This is a genomic window from Rhizobium oryzicola, assembly GCF_030504645.1.
In the GTDB taxonomy this organism is placed as follows: Bacteria; Pseudomonadota; Alphaproteobacteria; order Rhizobiales; family Rhizobiaceae; genus Neorhizobium; species Neorhizobium oryzicola.
Window position 1 is genome coordinate 53,369 of the sequence record NZ_JAUKWQ010000001.1, and the last position, 19,672, is coordinate 73,040.

The following is a 19,672-nucleotide window of genomic DNA, read 5'->3' on the forward strand; positions in this document are numbered from 1 at the left end:
AGAATTATTGCGATCCTGTCGCTGAATGTTCGTGGTGTACCGAGAAGATCCTGTGAAGGTTAGGCATGATGATGAATTCGCCACCACGACGAACGAGGCAATCGATGAAATCCGGCCGCCATTGCATGCCAACGCTGGGTGGCGGTTCTCCCGCAGCCTTCAGCAGGGTCGTGACTTCGTAGACCTTGTCGGTACGGATGCCCGTCAGGGTAGGTTCGCCGTCGATATCGAGTTCGATAACGATGATCCGGCTGTCTATTGTTGCTTGCGACGCCTGCATGCCGAAGGCGAGGCGGATATCCGCAAGCGGAATGACTTTGCCACGGAAGTTGATGACGCTGCCGACGAAGCGCTTTGCGCCAGGAACCGTCGTTTCTGGGAGAAGATCCAGAATTTCCTGAACCTTGACTGCTTCCAGGGCAAACATCTCCCCGGCAATGTCAAAAACCAGAACTTCCAGTTCTTCGCGTCCGTCCCACAGGTGGTCGGGTATTTTTCTCAGTGCTTCACTCATCCCGCAGCCCGCAGATGCGCCTCCTGATGTTGCCCTTCGGCGACCAGATGTCCGACGTCGAGAATGAGGGCGACGCCGCCGTCACCCAGAATTGTTGCGCCGGAGAAGGTCGCCACGTCATGATGCAGTTTCGACATACCCTTGATGACCGTCTGGTGGTCACCGATGATCTGGTCCACAACCAGGCCCACACGTTCGGATCCGGTGGAAATGACAACCACCTTCTGGAATGGATCGGGTGCAGTGCCGGTATGGAAAAGTTCGCGGAGCCTAATGAACGGCACCAAACTGTCGCGCAGCGAAATGAAGCTGCGACCGCGTGAACGCATGTCTTCGTCGACGGAAAGCTCCAGGCATTCCTCGACAGCCGAAAGCGGAATGACGTAACGCCCGTTGCCGACGCGGACCAGAAGCCCATCGATGATGGCGAGCGTCAGCGGAATGGCCAGCGAGATCTCGGATCCCTGACCGTTATGGCTGACAACATTGATCGTGCCGCGGAGCGCATCGATCGTCCGCTTGACCACATCCATGCCGACGCCGCGACCGGACAGATTGGTGACCTGTTGTGCGGTGGAGAACCCGGGCTGGAAGATCAGCTGCAGCAGTTCCTGGTCGGTCAGGTTGGCATTCGGCGTGATCAGACCGGAAGATTCCGCCTTTGCGCGCACCCGATCGCGGTTGATGCCGCGACCGTCATCCTTGATGGTGATGATGACTTCACCGGCCTGCTGACGAGCGGTCAGATAGATCCGTCCTGTTTCAGACTTGCCAGCGGCAACGCGTTCCTGTGCAGATTCCAAGCCATGATCGCAAGAGTTGCGAACCAGATGCACCAGAGGATCGGCAAGCCGTTCGATCACGCTCTTGTCCACCTCGGTCGTTTCACCTTCGGTAATCAGCTCGATGGATTTGCCGGTCTCGATGGCAAGGTCGTGGACGAGGCGACGGAAGCGGCCGAAGAGATGCGTCACGGGCACCATGCGAAGCACCATCATGGTATCGCGCAATTCGCCGGACAGACGTTCCACGTCTTCGGAAACCGCTCGCAATTGCAGATCGCCACTAACGCCTGCCAGCTGGCTGAGGCGCGACTGGGCAATCACAAGCTCGCCGACGCGGTCCATCAGCTCGTCCAGACGTTCGGCGGGAACACGGACGTTTTCCGCAGACTTGGCTTGCTTCGCATCGGCAACGGGATTGGCTTTTGCCGCCGCAGGGGCATGTTCCGAGGAGACGGCAGGCGCAGCCGGGGGGTCTGCCGTCGCGACCGGGGTCGCAGGTGCTGCGGCGGGCGCTGGCTGTGCTGCGGCGGGCGCCGAGGGCACATCTACCACCTCGAGGTCCAGCTGCATCTCGTCCATGACGAAAATGAAGACATCATCAATGGCCGAGCGTGGCTGCTCGGTCGTCAGCACGATGTCCCATGTTAGATAAAGATCCGTCGGCATCAGCATGTCGAGGGAAGGAATGGACGACTGGTCCGCCTTGATCCGGCATTCTCCGAGATCACGCAATTCATCCAGCAGGCCAAGGGGGTTTGTGCCGTTCGCCATGGAATTGGCGGGCAGGCTAAACCGCATCTTGTAAGTGGTTGTGGCAGGTGCAGCCGGTGCCGCGGGCGTGTTCGGCGCTGCAGAGGCGGCTATCGCAGCGGGAGCCGCCACCGCACCGCCACCACCTGCCGCCGTAACGGCTGCACGAAGCTTTGCGAGCAGCGTTTCGCTCACGGCGTCATGGTCCCCATTGGGCACCTCGATCAGCGCCCGCATATGGTCGGTGGCGCTGAGAACTGCGGTCACAAGATCATGCGTAGCCGGGACAATGCCCTTGCGCACCTGATCGAACGCAGTTTCACAATGATGGGTAAAAGCAGCAAGGGCCTCGAAGCCAAACATGGCTCCGGAGCCCTTGAGAGTATGCAACCCGCGGAAAACTGCATCGACCTGTTCCTTGTCGGTCAGATCGTGGTTGAGGTCGAGCAAGCCGGTTTCCACCTGCTCCAGCAGTTCTGCCGCTTCCGTTCTGAAGACTGCGATCGGATCAGGAAAGCTCATCTGCCCAGGACCTTCTTGACGATTTTGACAAGGCTCTCGGGATCGAAGGGCTTGGTCAGCCACCCCGTCGCACCGGCAGCCTTTGCCTGTTGCTTCAACTCGTTGTCAGATTCCGTCGTGAGGAAGATCACCGGAACGCCCGTATGAGCCGGCAGCTTCCGGAGTTCCCGGATCATCGTCAGACCGTCCATGTTCGGCATGTTCAGGTCGGTAACGATGATATCGAAATTGCCGCTCTTGATCTTGGACAGGCCATCCTGGCCATCCACGGCCTCCGTTACGGTGTAGCCCGCGTTCGACAGCGCCACGCGGGTTGTCAGACGAATGCTGGCAGAATCGTCAACGGTGAGAATGCTTGCGGTCATTGAACTGTCCTTTCATGAAGCCAGAACCTCTGGTCCTCGGCGGCCATATCTTGCAGGAAGCCGCCGCGGTCGAGGACCTCAAGCACCTGGCCGGACGCTGGTTGCTTAAGGGAGAGTTGCTTGCCGGCAGTGCCGGCATAGATGCGTGCAGCCTCGATGAGCTGCACGAAGCTGAGGTCGGCCTGGGCATCCTCCGGGATGTCAAGGATGATGGAGCCGTTACCGGCAAGGGCAGACAGGAGTTCTTCCTGAATTGCTGCGATCGTCCGGATCGTCAGCTGGCCGGGCAGCGAAAGTGGTAATGAAACTGGTGTATTCGACGGCAATGGAACCCCCAAGCAAAATGGCGTCGGCCGCATGATTGCACGGAATTCTGGGCAGGTATGATTAACAATTACCTAATCAAAAGAGACTACTTCTGATGTAGTAAGAATCACGGTTGAATTGAATGCAGTCCCGAAAAAGAAAATTAACCAATGGTGGGAAAACGCATGAATTCATTGGCCTTGTTGGCGACTCTTTAAGATGATTCGGCGAAAACTCTCGTCATCGCACACAACTCATGCGATATTTTAGATATAGGGAATGTGTTTCGTTTCCGGACAGAATTCCTTTACGAAACTTAGCGAGAGCGGAACGGATGGCACTAGCATCAGCCCAGGTCAGTCAGGCATACTCGGCGTCGATTGGCGGCGTTCAGGCAGGCGCCCGTCTCGAAGAGGCTCGCTCGCGCATTGAGCAGCGCTTTCTGGATGGGGGAGCTGTTCTTCTGTCCGTACTGGACATCCTGAACCGGATGATCGGCTCCCTCGATACGCTCACCCAATCTCTGGACGAAGAGACGGCTGCAGCGACCATGGCTGAGCTGAACCGCACCGTCACTGCGCTCTCCGATCTGGCTGCACGCGAGACGGCGCGGCAAACGGGTTTTCGCGGCGTAGCCGAGACAGAAAAGCTGGTCCGCCCGAATGTTGGTCGCATGCAGGAGACGCTCCGCTACCTGCGGACCTTCGCCGTCACCGCAAAAATTACGGGCGCTGGCATTGCTGACTTTGCCGGTTTTGCCGAAGAGATCCTGCAGCGCATTCAGGAAGGCGCCAACCAGGTCAATGCGTTTTCCGATAAGCTCAAGAAGCTGAGCACCGATCTCGGCCCTGTGATGATCAAGGGCGAGGCGACTGTTGCTCGTTATAAGGAAACCATCCCGCATATCGTCCAGAATCTGTCCACCGGTGTCGATCGCATCAAGGGCGAGCGCCGGCAGTTGGCGCAGCGCGCAGACGAGGTGAAGGCGATTGCCCGCGGCATCCAGAACAAGTTGTCTTCGACGCTATCGGCCATGCAGATCGGCGATATCACGCGCCAGCGTATTGAACACTGCCAGTATAGCTTCGAGGTTCTCTCGGATTATCTGGCATCGCCTGAAGGGTCCGAATTGAATGCCAATGACCGGCAAAGACTGACAGCCATCATCAGTCGGCTGGTGGCCTTGCAGCTGGATCAGTCGCGGGCCGATTTTGATCGTGACACGGCGCGTATCGTCGAGACCATTGCCAGCTTCCGGTCTGATCTTGGCGAAATCACCGCCGTGCAGCAGGCGATGACAGGCGGCTCCGAAGGCCAGAGCAACGGCGTTCTGCGCGAGCTGGAAAGCGGTATCGCTGAGGCGCGCTCTGCTGTGGCGGAAATTGAAGAGGTTGCCCGTGCCGCTGAAAAGCTGAGCGAAGATACGGTGCAGACCGTGCGCGAGCTGCTCGATGGCATCAGCGTCGTCCAGAACGTCCGTGGTGACATTCATTATATGGCACTCAACACCAACCTGCGTTGCAGCCGGATTGGTGAAGAAGGCAAGGCAATCAACGTCGTGACGGCTGAGCTGCGACACTTTGCGGCGCAGCTCGATGAATCGGCGGAACTGATTCTTGTCCAGTTGAACCCGCTGGAAGATGCGGCAAAGCATCTGCTCGATCAGCCGGCGACGCTTACGGATGAGGAAAGCCTGGACACACGGCTTGAGCGCGCTTTGGGCCGCATCCGCAGCGCGGGCGACCAGATGGAAAGCGACCTCGGCGTCATGGCCGGCGAAGGTCAGCGCGGTGTTGACGACATGAACAAAGCGCTCTCGCGCCTAGACTTCCAGGCAGAACTCGGCGAGATCCTTCGTCGCTGCTACGAGGATATGGCATCGACCGTTCCGGATGAGATCGACATGTCCGGTTTGGAGGGTGCTATTGCGGTGATCGGTCCACGTATCAACAAGAAGTACACCATGGCATCGGAACGGGAGCTACATGCTGCCGTTCTCGGCACCGAAGCGCCCGAGGAGGCTCCGCTGACGATGGCGCTTTCGGACGACGATCTCGATGCGGCGCTTTTCTAGGCTCTGCAGCTTGCGTTCACTTCAAGCCGAACCCTTGAGCAAAAATGGTGTGCCATTGGCTCTTGCAAGCCAAGCATACAATCATTCCTGCTGAGGACAGCAGATTCCTTTCTCCGTCGCCCTGTTCTTTCTTGTGCGCAAGCCTATCTGCACGCATTCTGAAATTATGGTGAGACGCGACGTCGTCGAACAAGGGAGGAAGCGATGCGTTCCATTCGGACATTGGCAGGTGCATTGATGCTGGCGGCTTTGATGGCTGGCTCTGCATCAGCGCAAGTTGTAGTTTCCTCCAAGATCGATACGGAAGGTGGGGTACTCGGCAATATCATCCTGTCGATGCTGAAAGCCAATGGTATCGAGACCAAAGATCGCATCCAGCTCGGCGCGACGCCTGTTGTGCGCAAGGCGATCACCGCCGGTGAGATCGATATCTATCCCGAATATACCGGCAATGCCGCCTTCTTCTTTGAGAAGAGCGCAGAGCCCGTCTGGAACGACGCCGCCAAAGCCTATGCCGCTGCCAAGGATCTCGATTACAAGGCCAACAAGATCGTCTGGCTGACGCCATCGCCGGCCAACAATACCTGGGCGATCGCGCTTCGCCAGGATGTGGCGGACAAGAACAAGCTGAAGACGCTCTCCGATTTCGGCAAATACGTTGCAGGCGGCGGGCAGGTGAAGCTGGCGGCCTCCGCAGAATTCGTGAATTCCGCCGCCGCGTTGCCGGCGTTCCAGAAGGCCTATAGTTTCACCATGAAGCCGGAGCAGCTGATCACGCTTTCGGGCGGTGATACGGCGGCCACCATTGCCGCAGCGGCCAACCAGACAAGCGGCGCCAATGCCGCCATGGTCTATGGCACGGATGGCGGCATTGCGCCTTCGGGCCTCGTGGTCATGGATGACGACAAGGGCGTGCAGCCCGTCTACCAGCCGGCGCCGATCATCCGTGAAGAGGTTCTGAAGAAATATCCGAACATCGAGACGATCCTGAAACCCGTCTTCGAAAAGCTCGATCTGGTCACGCTCCAGCAATTGAACGGGCGCGTGCAGCTGGGCGGTGAACCGGCCAAGGGCGTGGCGGATGATTTCCTGAAGAAGCAGGGTTTTCTGAAGTAAGAGACGCGGGAGAGCTGGTTTGCGTCCTGCGGCCCCCATGTCCATCAAGCCGCAGGCCGATGCAGTTCAACTGGTACTGGCTGCCTTGATAGCCTTTGCGCTGGCCTTGCCGTTTGCGACGCTGAAGCCGAACCGCATCGTCCCCGGCCAGCCGCTTTTTCTGCTGGATGGGCCGCCGTTCTGGGCGCGTGCGCTTGTGATCCTGGCACTGATCGCGCTTGCGACCGTAACATGGCTGGGGTGCCGTCCATCTCTTCGCATTGTCGTGACGGCGACTGCTTTGATGGCGGTCATCCTTGCTCTGGGCAGTACGGCAGGTCATCTGCCGCCAAGTAACGCCTACGCCAGGTTATCTCCCGCTGCAGGCTTCTGGCTGCTGACCGGCGCCCTCGGTCTTGGCATTGCCGATGGCTTTGCGCGGCTTAAACCTTCGCCTCTGGCAGGCCTCATGGCCGTCTTGGCTGCCGTGCTGATCCTCGCCGGGCTCTTCTCCAGCGGCTGGCTGTCCGGCATTTCCATTCTCAGGGAATATCAGGGCCGTTCGGATGTCTTCTGGCGCGAGGCAGTCCAGCATGTCTGGTTGGCGATCGGATCGCTCGCTGCCGCAATCATCATCGGAATTCCCTTTGGACTTCTCTGCCATCGCCGACCGAGATTGAAAGCGGTGGCGCTGAACGGTCTCAACATCGTGCAGACCATCCCGTCGATTGCCCTGTTCGGCATACTGATCGGACCCATGGCCTGGATCGGAAGCCATGTTCCGGGTGCATCGGCCCTTGGCATAGCAGGCATCGGTGCCGCACCGGCCTTTGTCGCGCTTCTGCTCTATTCGCTGTTGCCGATGGTGGCCAACACCTTGAGCGGTCTCGCCGCCGTGCCGAGGGATCTGATCGAGGCAGCGCGGGGAATGGGCATGACGGATCGCCAGAGGCTCTGGAAGGTGGAAGTGCCTCTGGCACTGCCGGTACTGTTGGCCGCCGTGCGCATCGTGCTGGTGCAAAATATCGGCCTTGCGACGGTCGCGGCGTTGATTGGCGGTGGTGGTTTCGGTGTCTTCGTCTTCCAGGGGCTCGGTCAGAATGCTGCCGATCTTATTTTGCTCGGAGCGCTGCCGACAGTTGGTCTCGCTTTCGTGGCGGCTGTCATCATGGACGCGCTGATTGCCTGGAGCGCACCACGCAAGGGCAGGGGGAGTATTGCGTGATCGAGATCCAAGATGTCAGCAAACGGTACGCGGACCGGACGGTGGTGGATCGTGTTTCGCTGAGGGTACCGGAAGGTACGATCACGGCGATCGTCGGAACGTCCGGTTCTGGCAAGACGACCCTGTTGAAGATGATCAACCGGCTGGTGGAGCCCTCCAGCGGCACGATCACCATCGAAGGGCAGGATCACCGGCAACTGCCGGCGCATGAGCTGCGTCGCCGTATCGGCTATGCCATCCAGGGTCACGGGCTTTTTCCCCATCGGACTGTGGCGCAGAACATTGCGACCGTTCCGGATCTCCTCGGCTGGCCGAAAGAGCAGACAGAGGCGAGGGTGGCCGAATTGCTGGAGCTTTTCCAGCTGGAGCCTGCCGTGTTTGCCCGCCGCTATCCGCATGAACTCTCCGGCGGGCAACGGCAGCGCGTGGGCGTGGCGCGGGCTCTCGCGGCCCGTCCCCGGCTGATGCTGATGGATGAACCCTTCGGAGCGCTTGATCCGCTGGTGCGCGCCAAGGCGCAGAGCGACCTGCTGCATATTCAGCGACGTCTCGGCATCACTATCCTGCTCGTCACCCATGACATGAATGAAGCCTTTGGGTTGGCTGATCAGATCGCGGTCATGGAAGGCGGGCGATTGTTACAGGCCGGCAGGCCTGAGGATGTGCTGGTGCATCCCGCCGACCCGCTTGTTCAGACGTTCCTGGGAGAAAACGAGCAGGCCTTCCGTCTGCTGTCGCTGACAGACATCAGCGACCTCGTGGAGCCCGGCGACGCCATTGGCGACACTCTTTCCGTCACGACCAGCCGTCGCGATGCGCTTGCCGCCTTGCTCTGGAGCGGAAAGGCTGCGGCTCCGGTGACAGATTCACGTGGAACCGTGTTAGGGCGCGTAGCGCTGGAGCGGCTGAAACAGGCCGCTCAGAGGCCGCAATGACCTTTGCTTCGCGCGCGATCCCGAGATTGATCGGCCTTTGCCTGCTGCTCGGCCTGTTTCTGCAGCCGCAGTTGTTCGAACCTGTGTTCCGGCCACTGGCCAATACCAGCGCACCGTCGATCTATGCCCAGGCGGAATTGTGGTCGCTGGCCCTTTCGCATGTGGTGCTGGCGCTGGGTGCAACCCTTGGAGCGCTTATACTGGCGGTATCCGCTGCCGTGGTGGTGACCCGATCCTGGGGCGCAAGCTTCCTGCCGCTGTCGCGCAGCATCGCCAATATCGGCCAGACCTTTCCACCGGTTGCGGTGCTGGCGCTGGCGGTTCCCGCGCTTGGTTTCGGGGATAGGCCAACCTTCGTCGCTCTTTTGATTTATGGTTTGTTGCCGATCTTCGAGACGACCCTGACCGGGCTTACAACCCTGCCTGCACCCGTGATGGAGGCTGCGCGCGGCAGCGGCATGACCGAGTGGCAGTGTCTGCGCACGGTAGAATTGCCGCTCGCCTTGCCCTTGATCGTCGCGGGCTTCCGGCTTTCGCTGGTGATCGGCCTGTCGACAGCGGCGATCGGCTCGACTGTCGCTGCGCGCACGCTGGGTGAGGTCATCATCGCCGGATTGCAGTCGAACAATCTGGCCTTCATCGTTCAAGGGGGATTGGCGGTGGCAGGGCTGGCCGTCCTGGCGCATGACGCATTGACGGCGCTCGAGATCTGGGCAAGGCGCCGCACAAGGCTCGCTGTGTGAGACACCGGCGAATCCCGCGATCCGCCGGCCGGTAATCTTATGCGTGGCTATGCTTCATGCCTGACGATGCTTCCCGCTGCCGTTCCATGCGATTGTAGCGAATGGAAGACCAGAGCGAGAGGCCGATCAGGCCGGCGCCGCCAAGGCCCGTGATGACTTCCGGAATATGCACCATGGTCTGCACATACATGATCACCGAAAGGATCAGGATGGCGTAGAAGGCGCCGTGCTCCAGATAGCGGTATTCGGCAAGCGTACCCTTTTCCACCAGCATAATGGTCATGGAGCGCACATACATGGCGCCGATGCCAAGGCCGATGGCAATGACGAACAGGTTCTGCGTTAGCGCGAAGGCGCCGATGACGCCATCGAAGGAGAAGCTGGCATCCAGCACTTCGAGATAGATGAAGGCACCGAGACCGCCCTTGGCAGCGGCACTCATGGTCTTCTGCTGGGCATCCAGCAAGCCGCCTAGCACTTCCACCAGCAGAAAGGTGAGAAGACCATAGACCGCGGAATGCACGAAGGTCGAAGCTTCCGCTTCCGGAAGAAGCCGCGAGAACAGCATGATCAACAGCAGCACGAAGGCAATTTCCACGCCCTTGATGCTGGCAAATCGGGCCATGCGGCTTTCGATCACCTCGATCCAGTGGACGTCCTTCTCCTGCTTGAAGAAGTAGCTGAGGCCAACCATCATCAGGAAGGTACCGCCGAAGGCGGCGATCGGCAGATGCGCCTCGTTCATGATGCGCGCATATTCATCCGGCCGTGCGGCGGCGAGAATGACGGCATCGATCGGGCCGATGCCGGCGGCGATCACCACGATCAGAAGCGGGAAGACGATGCGCATGCCAAACACGGCAATCAGGATGCCCCAGGTGAGGAACCGCTGCTGCCAGACGGGTGTCATGTCCTTCAGCTTGTTGGCATTGACGATGGCATTATCGAAGGACAGGGAAATTTCCAGCACCGCCAGAACGGCGCAGATGAAGAAGACCGTCAGCATGCCGCCGATCGTGCCTTCCGACTGCCATCCGAGCACGCCGCCGAGAATGAGGCCAAGCACGGTGACGATGAAAGCCCAGCGGAAATAGCCGAGCGTTGAGGTTTGAGAGGTCGGCTGGCTCATGCGCGGACCTCCGGCAAAGAAGTGATGAATTTCAATTTACGATGGGCGCATGCCATCGGCATCGCGCCCGTGGTACGGATCGACAAGCTTGTCATGGGGTTCTATCCGCCGGCTCATTTGCAGGCGGTACCGACATCGCGAGAGCGCCGTGAAAACTCTCGCCAGAGGGGCCCGGCACCAGTGTTCAATCCGGAAGCTTCGGTTGTGCTTGCGGAGACCTCTCTAAAGTGGAGAAATTGCCGCGAAGGTCAATAGGCTTGTCGCGGGGTGTGCCGCAGCGGCTGCAACATTCACCAAGCTTCGCCGTTTACCTTGACCTTTTGGCCTTTGCAGGGCATGGAGCACGCCTGCCCGCGCCGGTCGGCAGTTTTTGTGCTAGGATGCATCCGAACCGGCCGATCGAAAGAAAAACAAAAATGAGCAAAGCTACAACTTCCGCGCCTTCCCAGCGGATGCTTCGTGTTGGCGAGCAGGTCCGCGCTGCCATCACGCAAGTGCTTCAGCGGGGCGAAGTGCGCGATGATTTGATTGAAAAGACCGTGATCTCGATTTCCGAAGTGCGCATGTCGCCGGATCTCAAGATCGCCACCGCCTATGTGACGCCGCTCGGCGTCAAGGACCACGACAAGGTGATAGACGCGTTGAACCGCAATGCGAAGTTCATTCGCGGTTGCCTGAGCGGCGCCCTGCGGCAGATGAAGTATATGCCGGAAGTGCGTTTCCGCGACGATACCAGCTTCGACAATTACCAGAAGATCGACGCTCTGCTTCGCTCGCCCGAAGTTCGCCGCGACCTGTCGGCCCAGAATGGGGCCGCTGAAGACGACCAGGAACAAGAATAGCAAGACATGTCCAAACCGCGTAAACCCAAGGGCCGCCCGGTCTCCGGCTGGCTCATTCTCGACAAGCCGCTGGATTTCGGCTCGACCGAAGCAGTCGGCAAGATCAAGTGGCTGTTCAATGCCCAGAAGGCCGGCCATGCCGGCACGCTCGACCCGCTTGCGTCCGGCATGCTGCCGATCGCGCTGGGCGATGCCACCAAGACCGTGCCTTACGTGATGGATGGCCGCAAGATCTACGAATTCACCGTCAGCTGGGGTGAAGAGCGCACGACCGATGACCTGGAAGGCGAAGTGACGGCAAGCTCCGACAAGCGCCCGACGGAGGAGGATGTCCGCGCGCTCCTGCCAAAATATACCGGCACGATCGAGCAGATCCCGCCGCAATTCTCGGCCATCAAGATCGCCGGCGAGCGTGCCTATGATCTGGCGCGTGACGGTGAAGTGGTGGAAATTCCGGCGCGTGAAGTGGAAATCTTCCGCCTGACGCTTCTGAAGAGCGAGCAGGACCGCGCCTTCTTTGAAGTCGAATGCGGCAAGGGCACCTATGTGCGGGCGCTGGCCCGCGACATGGGCCGCGATCTCGGCTGCTTTGGCCACATCTCCGGCCTGCGCCGCAGCTTCGTCGCGCCCTTTGCCGAAGAGAAGATGGTGCCACTCGAAGCGCTGATCGAGCTCGAAAAGATCGAGGATCGCGACGAGCGTCTTGCAGCACTTGATGCCTACCTGGTCGATACCGGCGAGGCGCTTGCGGCACTGCCGCAGATCCGCATCAGCGACGACCAGGCCCATCGCCTGAAGATGGGCAATCCCATCATCCTGCGCGGGCGTGATGCGCCCGTGGCGGAACCGGAAGCGGTGGCCCTTGCCGGCGGCAAGTTGATCGCGATCGGCGAGATCGGTCAGGGTGAGTTCCGCCCGAAGCGGGTGTTCGCTTGAGCCGTTAAGGCTGTGCAAGCCCCTTCCCAAGGCTGGCGGAATGGTTTATAGCGACCGCCAGCTGGACAGGGTGTACGCGCCCACCTGCTTTCATGGCCAAGGCTGGCCGACATCCCGGCCTATGGCGTCCGCAATTCCTTAAACATAGAAAGGATTACACGATGTCGATCACTGCTGATCGCAAGGCTGCTCTCATCAAGGAATACGCAACCGCTGAAGGTGACACGGGTTCGCCGGAAGTACAGGTCGCGATCCTCACCGAGCGCATCAACAACCTGACTGAGCACTTCAAGGACCACAAGAAGGACAACCACTCCCGTCGTGGCCTCCTGAAGCTCGTTTCCAGCCGCCGTTCGCTTCTCGACTACCTGAAGAAGAAGGACGAAGGCCGTTACTCGAAGCTCATTTCAGCTCTGGGCATTCGCCGCTAATTTCATTCGGCGGGCGGCCATGTCGCCCGCCGCTTTCGTTTCCGGTTTTTCGTGAAAATCCGGTTCTGTCATCCAGCAAGATGGATGGCCTGATGTGGCGGACCGGATGGGCCGGGTCGCCGAAGACGAAACCGATGACCTGTCATGGGGCAGGATTGCCGGATGCTTCGCTGGATGAAATGACAATCCGGCGCGCGGCGAGACCTTTGGAGGCCGTCGCAAACCCTTCGGGCGGATGGGCCGAAGGTGGAGGAAGCTTCCCGTTGTCTTGCCCGTGATCGTGTCGCAACGCCTCGTATAGCCAAGCCTTTTGGAAACCATTGAAGTTTTCGAGAGAAGGCTGGAGGCAGTGAAGGACTGACATCATGTTCAAAACACATGCCGTTGAAATCGAATGGGCAGGCCGCCCGCTGAAGCTCGAAACGGGCAAGGTTGCCCGCCAGGCTGATGGCGCCGTCATCGCCACCTATGGCGAAACCGTCGTTCTCGCCACCGTCGTCTCCGCCAAGGAGCCGAAGCCAGGCCAGGACTTCTTCCCGCTGACCGTCAACTACCAGGAAAAGACCTATGCCGCTGGCAAGATCCCGGGTGGCTACTTCAAGCGCGAAGGCCGTCCGTCGGAAAACGAAACGCTCGTTTCCCGCCTGATCGACCGCCCGATCCGCCCGCTCTTCCCGGAAGGCTACAAGAACGACACGCAGGTTGTCGTTACCGTCATCCAGCATGACCTCGAAAACAACCCGGACATCCTGTCCATGGTTGCGACCTCGGCTGCCCTGACGCTGTCCGGCGTTCCCTTCATGGGCCCGGTCGGCGGTGCACGCGTTGGCTACATCAACGGCGAATACGTTCTGAACCCGCATCTCGACGAGATGGACGAGTCGAGCCTCGACCTCGTCGTGGCCGGTACGCAGGACGCCGTTCTGATGGTTGAGTCCGAAGCCAAGGAACTCAACGAAGAAGTCATGCTCGGCGCCGTCATGTTCGGCCACAAGGGCTTCCAGCCGGTCATCGACGCAATCATCAAGCTCGCTGAAGTGGCTGCCAAGGAGCCCCGCGAATTCGAACCGGAAGATCATTCCGAACTCGAAGCCGAAATGCTGAAGCTGGCCGAAACCGAACTGCGCGCTGCCTACAAGATCACCGAAAAGGCTGCCCGCTACGCTGCCGTTGATGCCGTCAAGGCGAAGGTCAAGGCACACTTCCTGCCGGCCGAAGGTGAAGCCAAGTACACGGCAGAAGTCGTCGGTGCCGTCTTCAAGCACCTGCAGGCCAAGATCGTTCGCTGGAACATTCTCGACACCAAGAGCCGCATCGATGGCCGCGACCTGGAAACGGTTCGCCCGATCGTTGCCGAAGTCGGCCTGCTGCCGCGCACGCACGGTTCGGCCCTGTTCACCCGTGGTGAAACCCAGGCTCTCGTGGTTGCGACGCTTGGTACCGGCGAAGACGAACAGTATGTCGACAGCCTGACGGGCATGTACAAGGAGCAGTTCATGCTCCACTACAACTTCCCGCCCTACTCGGTGGGTGAAACCGGCCGCATGGGTTCCCCGGGCCGTCGTGAAATCGGCCACGGCAAGCTCGCATGGCGCGCCATCCACCCGATGCTGCCGACGCCGGAACAGTTCCCGTACACGCTGCGCGTCGTCTCCGAAATCACCGAGTCCAACGGTTCGTCCTCCATGGCAACCGTTTGCGGCACTTCGCTGGCGCTGATGGATGCAGGCGTGCCGTTGGCAAAGCCGGTTGCCGGTATCGCCATGGGCCTGATCCTTGAAGGCGACCGTTTCGCGGTTCTTTCCGACATCCTGGGTGACGAAGATCACCTCGGCGACATGGACTTCAAGGTTGCCGGTACGGAAGCAGGCATTACCTCGCTGCAGATGGACATCAAGATCGCCGGTATCACCGAAGAGATCATGAAGGTCGCGCTCAGCCAGGCCAAGGGCGGACGTAACCACATCCTCGGCGAAATGGCCAATGCCATCACCGAGAGCCGTGGCCAGCTCGGCGAATTCGCACCGCGCATCGAGGTGATGAACATTCCGGTCGACAAGATCCGTGAAGTCATCGGTTCGGGCGGCAAGGTCATCCGCGAAATCGTTGAAAAAACCGGCGCCAAGATCAACATCGAAGACGATGGCACCGTCAAGATCGCCTCTGCTTCTGGCAAGGAGATCGAAGCGGCTCGCAAGTGGATCCACTCCATCGTTGCCGAGCCGGAAGTCGGCGCAATCTACGAAGGTACTGTTGTGAAGACCGCTGATTTCGGCGCCTTCGTCAACTTCTTCGGTGCCCGTGACGGCCTCGTGCACATCTCGCAGCTCGCTTCCGAGCGCGTTGCCAAGACCTCCGACGTCGTCAAGGAAGGCGACAAGGTCTGGGTGAAGCTCATGGGCTTCGATGAGCGTGGCAAGGTTCGCCTCTCGATGAAGGTTGTCGATCAGGCCACCGGCCAGGAAATCGTTGCTGAAAAGAAGAAGGCTGAAGACGGCGAAGCCGCCGAGTAATCGCCTCTTCCTCGCAGTCATCGAGGGCGCGGAGCGATCCGCGCCCTTTTGCATAAATGCTTGCGCACCTCCATGGTGCGCCAAACCAATTTGAAGACGGAGCCGTCATGAGCCGCGATGCCGTAAAGACCCTGTTCCATCCCTTTGCCACGGAAACACTGCCTGGGCCGCAAGCCGGCGAGCGCGTGCTGTTTCTGGCGGCGGAAGCATGGCCGCCGCTCCCCGAGGGATTTGCGGGCGATCTCGTCAACGTGCAGCCTCTGCGTGGCCTGTTTCGCCCGCTGCAGGCCCGCGGCGTTCAGGTGTCTCCCGAGATCGAAGGCGAAGGTTACGATGCTGCGTTGATCCTCTGCGGCAAGCATCGCGGTGAGAATGAGCAGAATGCAGCGGAAGCTCTGGCCCGCGTCAAGCCGGGCGGCCTGATCGTTGCCGCTGGCTCGAAGGAAGATGGCATCCAGCCGCTGCGCAAGCAGTTGGCGCAGCTGGGCTTGGATGTCGAGCATATGCCGAAATACCACGGTGTGGCCGTCTGGTTCACACGCCCGCAGGATGCGACGGCTGCCATCGCCAAGCTTTCGAAACCGGTGCAATGGGTCGAGGAGCAGTTCGAAACCATTCCCGGTCTCTTTTCGCATGATCGCGTCGATGCAGGTTCCGAACTGCTTGCCAGCCGCCTGCCAACGGATTTCGATGGCAATGCAGCGGATCTCGGCGCCGGCTGGGGCTATCTCTCCGTCAAGCTCGCGGAAGCCTCGCCACGCACCAACCGCATTGATCTCTTCGAGAATGACCATCGCGCGCTGGAGTTCGCCAAGAAGAACCTCGCACGCAATTGCCCGGATCTGGCAACGCGTTTCTTCTGGCAGGATCTTTCCTCCGAGCCGGTGAAGGAAAAATACGATCTCGTCATCATGAACCCACCCTTCCATGAGGGGCATGCGGCGGAGCCGGGCCTCGGTCAGGCCTTCATCAAGGCGGCATCGGACGCGCTTCGCATCGGGGGACGTCTTCTGATGGTTGCCAATCGCGGCCTGCCCTATGAGACAACGCTCACTGCCGAGTTCAAGGAAAGCGGCGAGACCTGCCGCAATGCGCGCTATAAGGTTCTCTGGGCGCGCAAGTAATTTCTGCGCATCGGTAGATACGGAAAAGCCCCTGACGCGACGAGCGCAGGGGCTGTTTTGTATCTCGATGGAGAGCTGCCTATTCCACGTCGGCCTTGCGCAGGCGCTCCAGCGTCGGCAGCGAGGTAATGCTGTAGCCAGCATCCACATAGTGGATTTCGCCTGTCACGCCACGCGACAGATCCGACAGTAGGTAAAGGGCGGAACCGCCAATATCCTCGATGGTTGCCGTACGGCGCAGCGGCGCGTTCTTCTGATTCCACGAATAGATGGCGCGCGCGTCCGAAATGCCGGCGCCGGCAAGCGTCCGCACGGGGCCAGCCGAGATTGCGTTGACACGGATGTCGTTCGGACCGTAGTCAGCCGCCAGATAGCGGACGGAGGCTTCGAGAGCCGCCTTGGCAACGCCCATCACATTGTAGTTCGGGATGACGCGCTGCGAGCCGTTATAGGTCAGCGTCAGCATGGAGCCGCCCTCGGTCATCAAGGGAGCGGCGCGCTTGGCGATCTCCGTGAAGGAGAAGCAGGAAATGACCATGGTGCGGCTGAAGTTCTCGCGGGTCGTATCCGCGTAAAGGCCCTTCAGCTCGTTCTTGTCGGAAAAGCCGATGGCGTGCACGACAAAATCCAGCGAACCCCAGCGTTCCTTGATGGCGTCGAAGGTGGCATCGACGGAAGCCAGATCTTCCACGTCGCAAGGAACGACGAAGTCCGAATTGAGTTCAGCCGCCAATGGCTTCACGCGCTTGCCCAGCGCCTCACCCTGGAAGGTGAAGGCCAGTTCCGCGCCCTGTGCGGCCAGCGCCTTGGAAATGCCCCAGGCGATGGAATGATTGTTCGCGACGCCCATGATGAGGCCGCGCTTACCCTGCATGATACCGCTCATGGGCCTTATCCGTTATAGCGTTGGAAAACGAGCGTGGCATTGGTGCCGCCAAACCCGAAAGAGTTGGAGAGGGCGATATCGATCTTTGCGTTGTCGATCCGCTGACGCACGATCGGCACGTCGGCAAATTCCGGATCGATTTCCTCGATATGCGCGCTTTCGCCGATAAAGCCCGCCTGCATCATCAGCAGCGAATAGATCGATTCCTGCACGCCGGCAGCACCCAGCGAATGGCCGGTCAGCGACTTCGTGGACTGGACATGAGGGATCTTGGCCCCGAAGACTTCGCGGATCGCGCCGATTTCCTTCGAATCGCCGACCGGCGTCGAAGTTCCATGGGTGTTGATGTAGTCCACATCGCCCTTCACGGTCGCAAGCGCCTGGCGCATGCAGCGTACCGCACCTTCGCCTGACGGAGCCACCATGTCGTAACCATCGGAGGTCGCGCCGTAGCCGACGACTTCCGCATAGATCTTAGCGCCGCGGGCCTTCGCATGCTCCAGTTCTTCGAGAACCAGAACGCCTGCACCGCCGGCAATGACGAAGCCATCACGGTTGGCGTCATAGGCGCGGGAAGCCTTGTCCGGCGTTTCGTTGTACTTGGAGGACATGGCACCCATCGCGTCGAACAGGTTCGACATGGTCCAGTCGAGGTCTTCGTGACCGCCGGCAAACATCATGTCCTGCTTGCCCCACTGGATCATCTCGACGGCATTGCCGATGCAATGCGCCGATGTCGAGCAGGCGGACGAGATGGAATAGTTGACGCCGTGGATCTTGAACCAGGTGGCAAGCGTTGCGGATGCCGTTGAGGACATGGCCTTGGGAACGGCAAACGGGCCGATGCGCTTCGGGCTGTTGTTCTTCAGCGTAATGTCGGCTGCTTCAATCAGGGTGCGGGTGGATGGACCGCCGGAACCCATGATGATACCGACGCGCTCGTTCTGGGCGTAGTCCTTCTCCTCAAGGCCGGAATCGGCAATGGCCTGTTTCATGGCCACATGGTTCCAGGCGCCGCCCTGGCTCAGGAAACGCATGGCGCGACGATCGACCAGATCCGTGGGGTCGAGGTTCGGCTTTCCCCAGACCTGGCATTTGAAACCATGTTCGGCAAAATCGCTGGAGAAGGAGATGCCGGACTTGGCATCGCGGAGAGAGGCAGTCACTTGATCGGCATCATTGCCGATCGATGACACTACACCAAGACCGGTGACAACTACCCGTCGCATCTGATCTAACCCTTGTTGTTTTCTGAAAACATGCCCAACGAATATCAGGCAGTCTTGTCCTTCGAAAGGCCGACACGCAGATCGGTCGCCTGATAGATGGTTTCCCCGTCCGCCTTCAGCCAGCCATCGGCTGTGCCGAGAACCAGACGACCGCGCATGACGCGCTTGAAGTCGATACCGTATTGCAGAAGCTTGGTGTGAGGACGAACCATGCCCTTGAATTTCACTTCGCCAGTGGAAAGCGCCATGCCGCGGCCTTCTTCACCGAGCCAGCCGAGGAAGAAGCCGGTGATCTGCCACATGCCGTCGAGGCCCAGGCAACCCGGCATGATGGGATTGCCTTCGAAATGGCAGGGGAAATACCAGTCGTCGGGTTTCACGTCGTATTCGGCGCGGATGTAACCCTTGTCGAAGGCGCCGCCGGTCTCGGAAATTTCCGTAATGCGGTGAACCATGAGCATGGGCGGCAGCGGCAATTGGGCATTGCCTGGCCCGAAGAGTTCGCCGTGGGCGCACTGCAGTATTTCTTCGTAGGTGAAACTCGATTTTCTATTTTCCATGAGGTCTTCTCGTCCCCTCGACATCCGCCCCGAACGTGTATTCCAACGCCGATCCTATTTAAAGCATGCCACGATGTCCCGATCATCAGGATCAGGACAATACCGGCTTTCAGTCTGGTCCGCATATAGGAAGCGGACCCGGCAAACCAGAGGCTTCCGGGTCAAATTTTCGCATTTCCCCGCCCTAGCCGGCCTTGTGGCCCCTTTCAGGCTATTGAAAGGGTGGGCGGCAAAAGTTATATCATTTAGTCGAGAATAATCAGGCGACGGGAAGAGAACGTCCTAATGGCAGACGCCAGCATCGATGTAGAAACAAGATTGCGCGATTGCGGGCTGCGCCCCACGCGCCAACGCGTTGCGCTGGCCGATCTCCTGTTTGCCAAGGGCGACCGGCACCTGACGGTCGAAGAGCTGCACGAGGAGGCGATCACCGCCGGCGTGCCGGTTTCTCTGGCCACTGTCTACAATACGCTGCATCAGTTTACGGAAGCGGGCTTGATTCGCGTTCTCGCCGTCGAAAGCGCCAAAACCTATTTCGACACTAACGTGTCCGATCACCACCACTTCTTTGTCGAAGGCCGCAACGAGGTTCTCGATATTCCGGTGAACAATATCGAGATCGCCAACCTGCCTGCGCCGCCGGAAGGCATGGAGATCTCGCACGTGGACGTGATCATCCGCCTGCGTGAAAAGCAGCGCTGATCGGGA

19 protein-coding genes are annotated in these 19,672 nt (G+C 59.7%); 11 read left to right on the plus strand and 8 right to left on the minus strand.

The features are described 5' to 3' along the window. Positions 1 to 4: 4 nt before the first annotated feature. The 4 genes from Q2T52_RS00215 to Q2T52_RS00230 are packed head-to-tail and all read right to left on the minus strand — an operon-like array spanning position 5 to position 3,295. On the minus strand, positions 5 to 514 hold the full coding sequence (locus Q2T52_RS00215; RefSeq protein ID WP_302074674.1) for a chemotaxis protein CheW: 510 nt from the start codon (positions 512 to 514) through the stop codon (positions 5 to 7). Next, positions 511 to 2,571 carry a chemotaxis protein CheA gene (locus Q2T52_RS00220; protein WP_302074675.1) on the minus strand — a complete coding sequence of 687 codons (2,061 nt, stop codon included), beginning with the start codon at positions 2,569 to 2,571 and terminating at the stop codon, positions 511 to 513. The genes Q2T52_RS00215 and Q2T52_RS00220 overlap by 4 nt, the downstream gene beginning before the upstream one ends. Then, positions 2,568 to 2,936: a response regulator gene (locus Q2T52_RS00225; RefSeq protein ID WP_302074676.1), complete on the minus strand. Its 369-nt coding sequence runs from the start codon at positions 2,934 to 2,936 to the stop codon at positions 2,568 to 2,570. The genes Q2T52_RS00220 and Q2T52_RS00225 overlap by 4 nt, the downstream gene beginning before the upstream one ends. After that, positions 2,933 to 3,295, minus strand: coding sequence for an STAS domain-containing protein (locus Q2T52_RS00230; RefSeq protein ID WP_302074677.1), 363 nt, complete (start codon positions 3,293 to 3,295; stop codon positions 2,933 to 2,935). Before Q2T52_RS00230 ends, Q2T52_RS00225 begins: the two co-directional genes overlap by 4 nt. A gap of 281 nt (positions 3,296 to 3,576) precedes the next feature. Between Q2T52_RS00230 and Q2T52_RS00235 the strand changes: the two genes are divergently transcribed. The 5 genes from Q2T52_RS00235 to Q2T52_RS00255 all read left to right on the plus strand — a co-directional run bounded on the left by Q2T52_RS00235 (position 3,577) and on the right by Q2T52_RS00255 (position 9,314). Beyond that, positions 3,577 to 5,316: a methyl-accepting chemotaxis protein gene (locus tag Q2T52_RS00235; protein WP_302074678.1), complete on the plus strand. Its 1,740-nt coding sequence runs from the start codon at positions 3,577 to 3,579 to the stop codon at positions 5,314 to 5,316. Between the two features lie 204 nt (positions 5,317 to 5,520). Further along, complete coding sequence (osmF, locus tag Q2T52_RS00240) at positions 5,521 to 6,432, plus strand: glycine betaine ABC transporter substrate-binding protein OsmF (protein WP_436799467.1); 912 nt, start codon at positions 5,521 to 5,523, stop codon at positions 6,430 to 6,432. Positions 6,433 to 6,469: 37 nt separating this feature from the next. Next, a complete protein-coding gene (locus Q2T52_RS00245) occupies positions 6,470 to 7,636 on the plus strand; it encodes an ABC transporter permease (protein ID WP_302074679.1) in 1,167 nt (388 codons plus the stop codon). Continuing rightward, complete coding sequence (locus Q2T52_RS00250; protein WP_302074680.1) at positions 7,633 to 8,571, plus strand: ABC transporter ATP-binding protein; 939 nt, start codon at positions 7,633 to 7,635, stop codon at positions 8,569 to 8,571. The genes Q2T52_RS00245 and Q2T52_RS00250 overlap by 4 nt, the downstream gene beginning before the upstream one ends. After that, the gene (locus tag Q2T52_RS00255) at positions 8,568 to 9,314 is read left to right on the plus strand and encodes an ABC transporter permease (protein WP_302074681.1); all 747 of its coding nucleotides are present in this window, start codon (positions 8,568 to 8,570) and stop codon (positions 9,312 to 9,314) included. Before Q2T52_RS00250 ends, Q2T52_RS00255 begins: the two co-directional genes overlap by 4 nt. A 37-nt stretch (positions 9,315 to 9,351) precedes the next feature. Here Q2T52_RS00255 and Q2T52_RS00260 read toward each other — a convergent pair whose 3' ends face one another. Next, entirely contained in the window at positions 9,352 to 10,443 is a 1,092-nt protein-coding gene (locus tag Q2T52_RS00260; RefSeq protein ID WP_302074682.1) for a DUF475 domain-containing protein, read from the minus strand. 416 nt (positions 10,444 to 10,859) lie between these two features. Between Q2T52_RS00260 and rbfA the strand changes: the two genes are divergently transcribed. The 5 genes from rbfA (at position 10,860) to Q2T52_RS00285 (ending at position 16,289) form a co-directional block, all read left to right on the plus strand. Next, positions 10,860 to 11,285 (plus strand): 30S ribosome-binding factor RbfA, encoded by a 426-nt coding sequence (gene rbfA / locus Q2T52_RS00265; protein ID WP_302074683.1) that lies wholly within the window; start codon positions 10,860 to 10,862, stop codon positions 11,283 to 11,285. Positions 11,286 to 11,291: 6 nt separating this feature from the next. Then, a complete protein-coding gene (gene truB / locus Q2T52_RS00270; protein WP_302074684.1) occupies positions 11,292 to 12,221 on the plus strand; it encodes a tRNA pseudouridine(55) synthase TruB in 930 nt (309 codons plus the stop codon). Between the two features lie 161 nt (positions 12,222 to 12,382). After that, complete coding sequence (gene rpsO / locus Q2T52_RS00275) at positions 12,383 to 12,652, plus strand: 30S ribosomal protein S15 (protein ID WP_302074685.1); 270 nt, start codon at positions 12,383 to 12,385, stop codon at positions 12,650 to 12,652. Between the two features lie 365 nt (positions 12,653 to 13,017). After that, a complete protein-coding gene (gene pnp, locus Q2T52_RS00280; RefSeq protein ID WP_302074686.1) occupies positions 13,018 to 15,165 on the plus strand; it encodes a polyribonucleotide nucleotidyltransferase in 2,148 nt (715 codons plus the stop codon). Positions 15,166 to 15,272: 107 nt separating this feature from the next. Beyond that, positions 15,273 to 16,289 carry a class I SAM-dependent methyltransferase gene (locus tag Q2T52_RS00285; RefSeq protein ID WP_302074687.1) on the plus strand — a complete coding sequence of 339 codons (1,017 nt, stop codon included), beginning with the start codon at positions 15,273 to 15,275 and terminating at the stop codon, positions 16,287 to 16,289. Between the two features lie 79 nt (positions 16,290 to 16,368). On the opposite strand, the gene fabI is transcribed toward Q2T52_RS00285, so the two are convergent. The 3 genes from fabI to fabA are packed head-to-tail and all read right to left on the minus strand — an operon-like array spanning position 16,369 to position 18,964. Further along, complete coding sequence (gene fabI / locus Q2T52_RS00290) at positions 16,369 to 17,175, minus strand: enoyl-ACP reductase FabI (RefSeq protein WP_302074688.1); 807 nt, start codon at positions 17,173 to 17,175, stop codon at positions 16,369 to 16,371. Between the two features lie 5 nt (positions 17,176 to 17,180). After that, on the minus strand, positions 17,181 to 18,404 hold the full coding sequence (gene fabB / locus Q2T52_RS00295) for a beta-ketoacyl-ACP synthase I (RefSeq protein WP_302074689.1): 1,224 nt from the start codon (positions 18,402 to 18,404) through the stop codon (positions 17,181 to 17,183). 44 nt (positions 18,405 to 18,448) lie between these two features. Then, positions 18,449 to 18,964, minus strand: a complete 516-nt coding sequence (fabA, locus tag Q2T52_RS00300; protein ID WP_302074690.1) for a 3-hydroxyacyl-[acyl-carrier-protein] dehydratase FabA — start codon at positions 18,962 to 18,964, stop codon at positions 18,449 to 18,451. A 285-nt stretch (positions 18,965 to 19,249) separates the two neighbouring features. Between fabA and irrA the strand changes: the two genes are divergently transcribed. After that, positions 19,250 to 19,666: an iron response transcriptional regulator IrrA gene (gene irrA / locus Q2T52_RS00305; protein WP_302074691.1), complete on the plus strand. Its 417-nt coding sequence runs from the start codon at positions 19,250 to 19,252 to the stop codon at positions 19,664 to 19,666. The last annotated feature ends 6 nt before the right edge of the window (positions 19,667 to 19,672 follow it).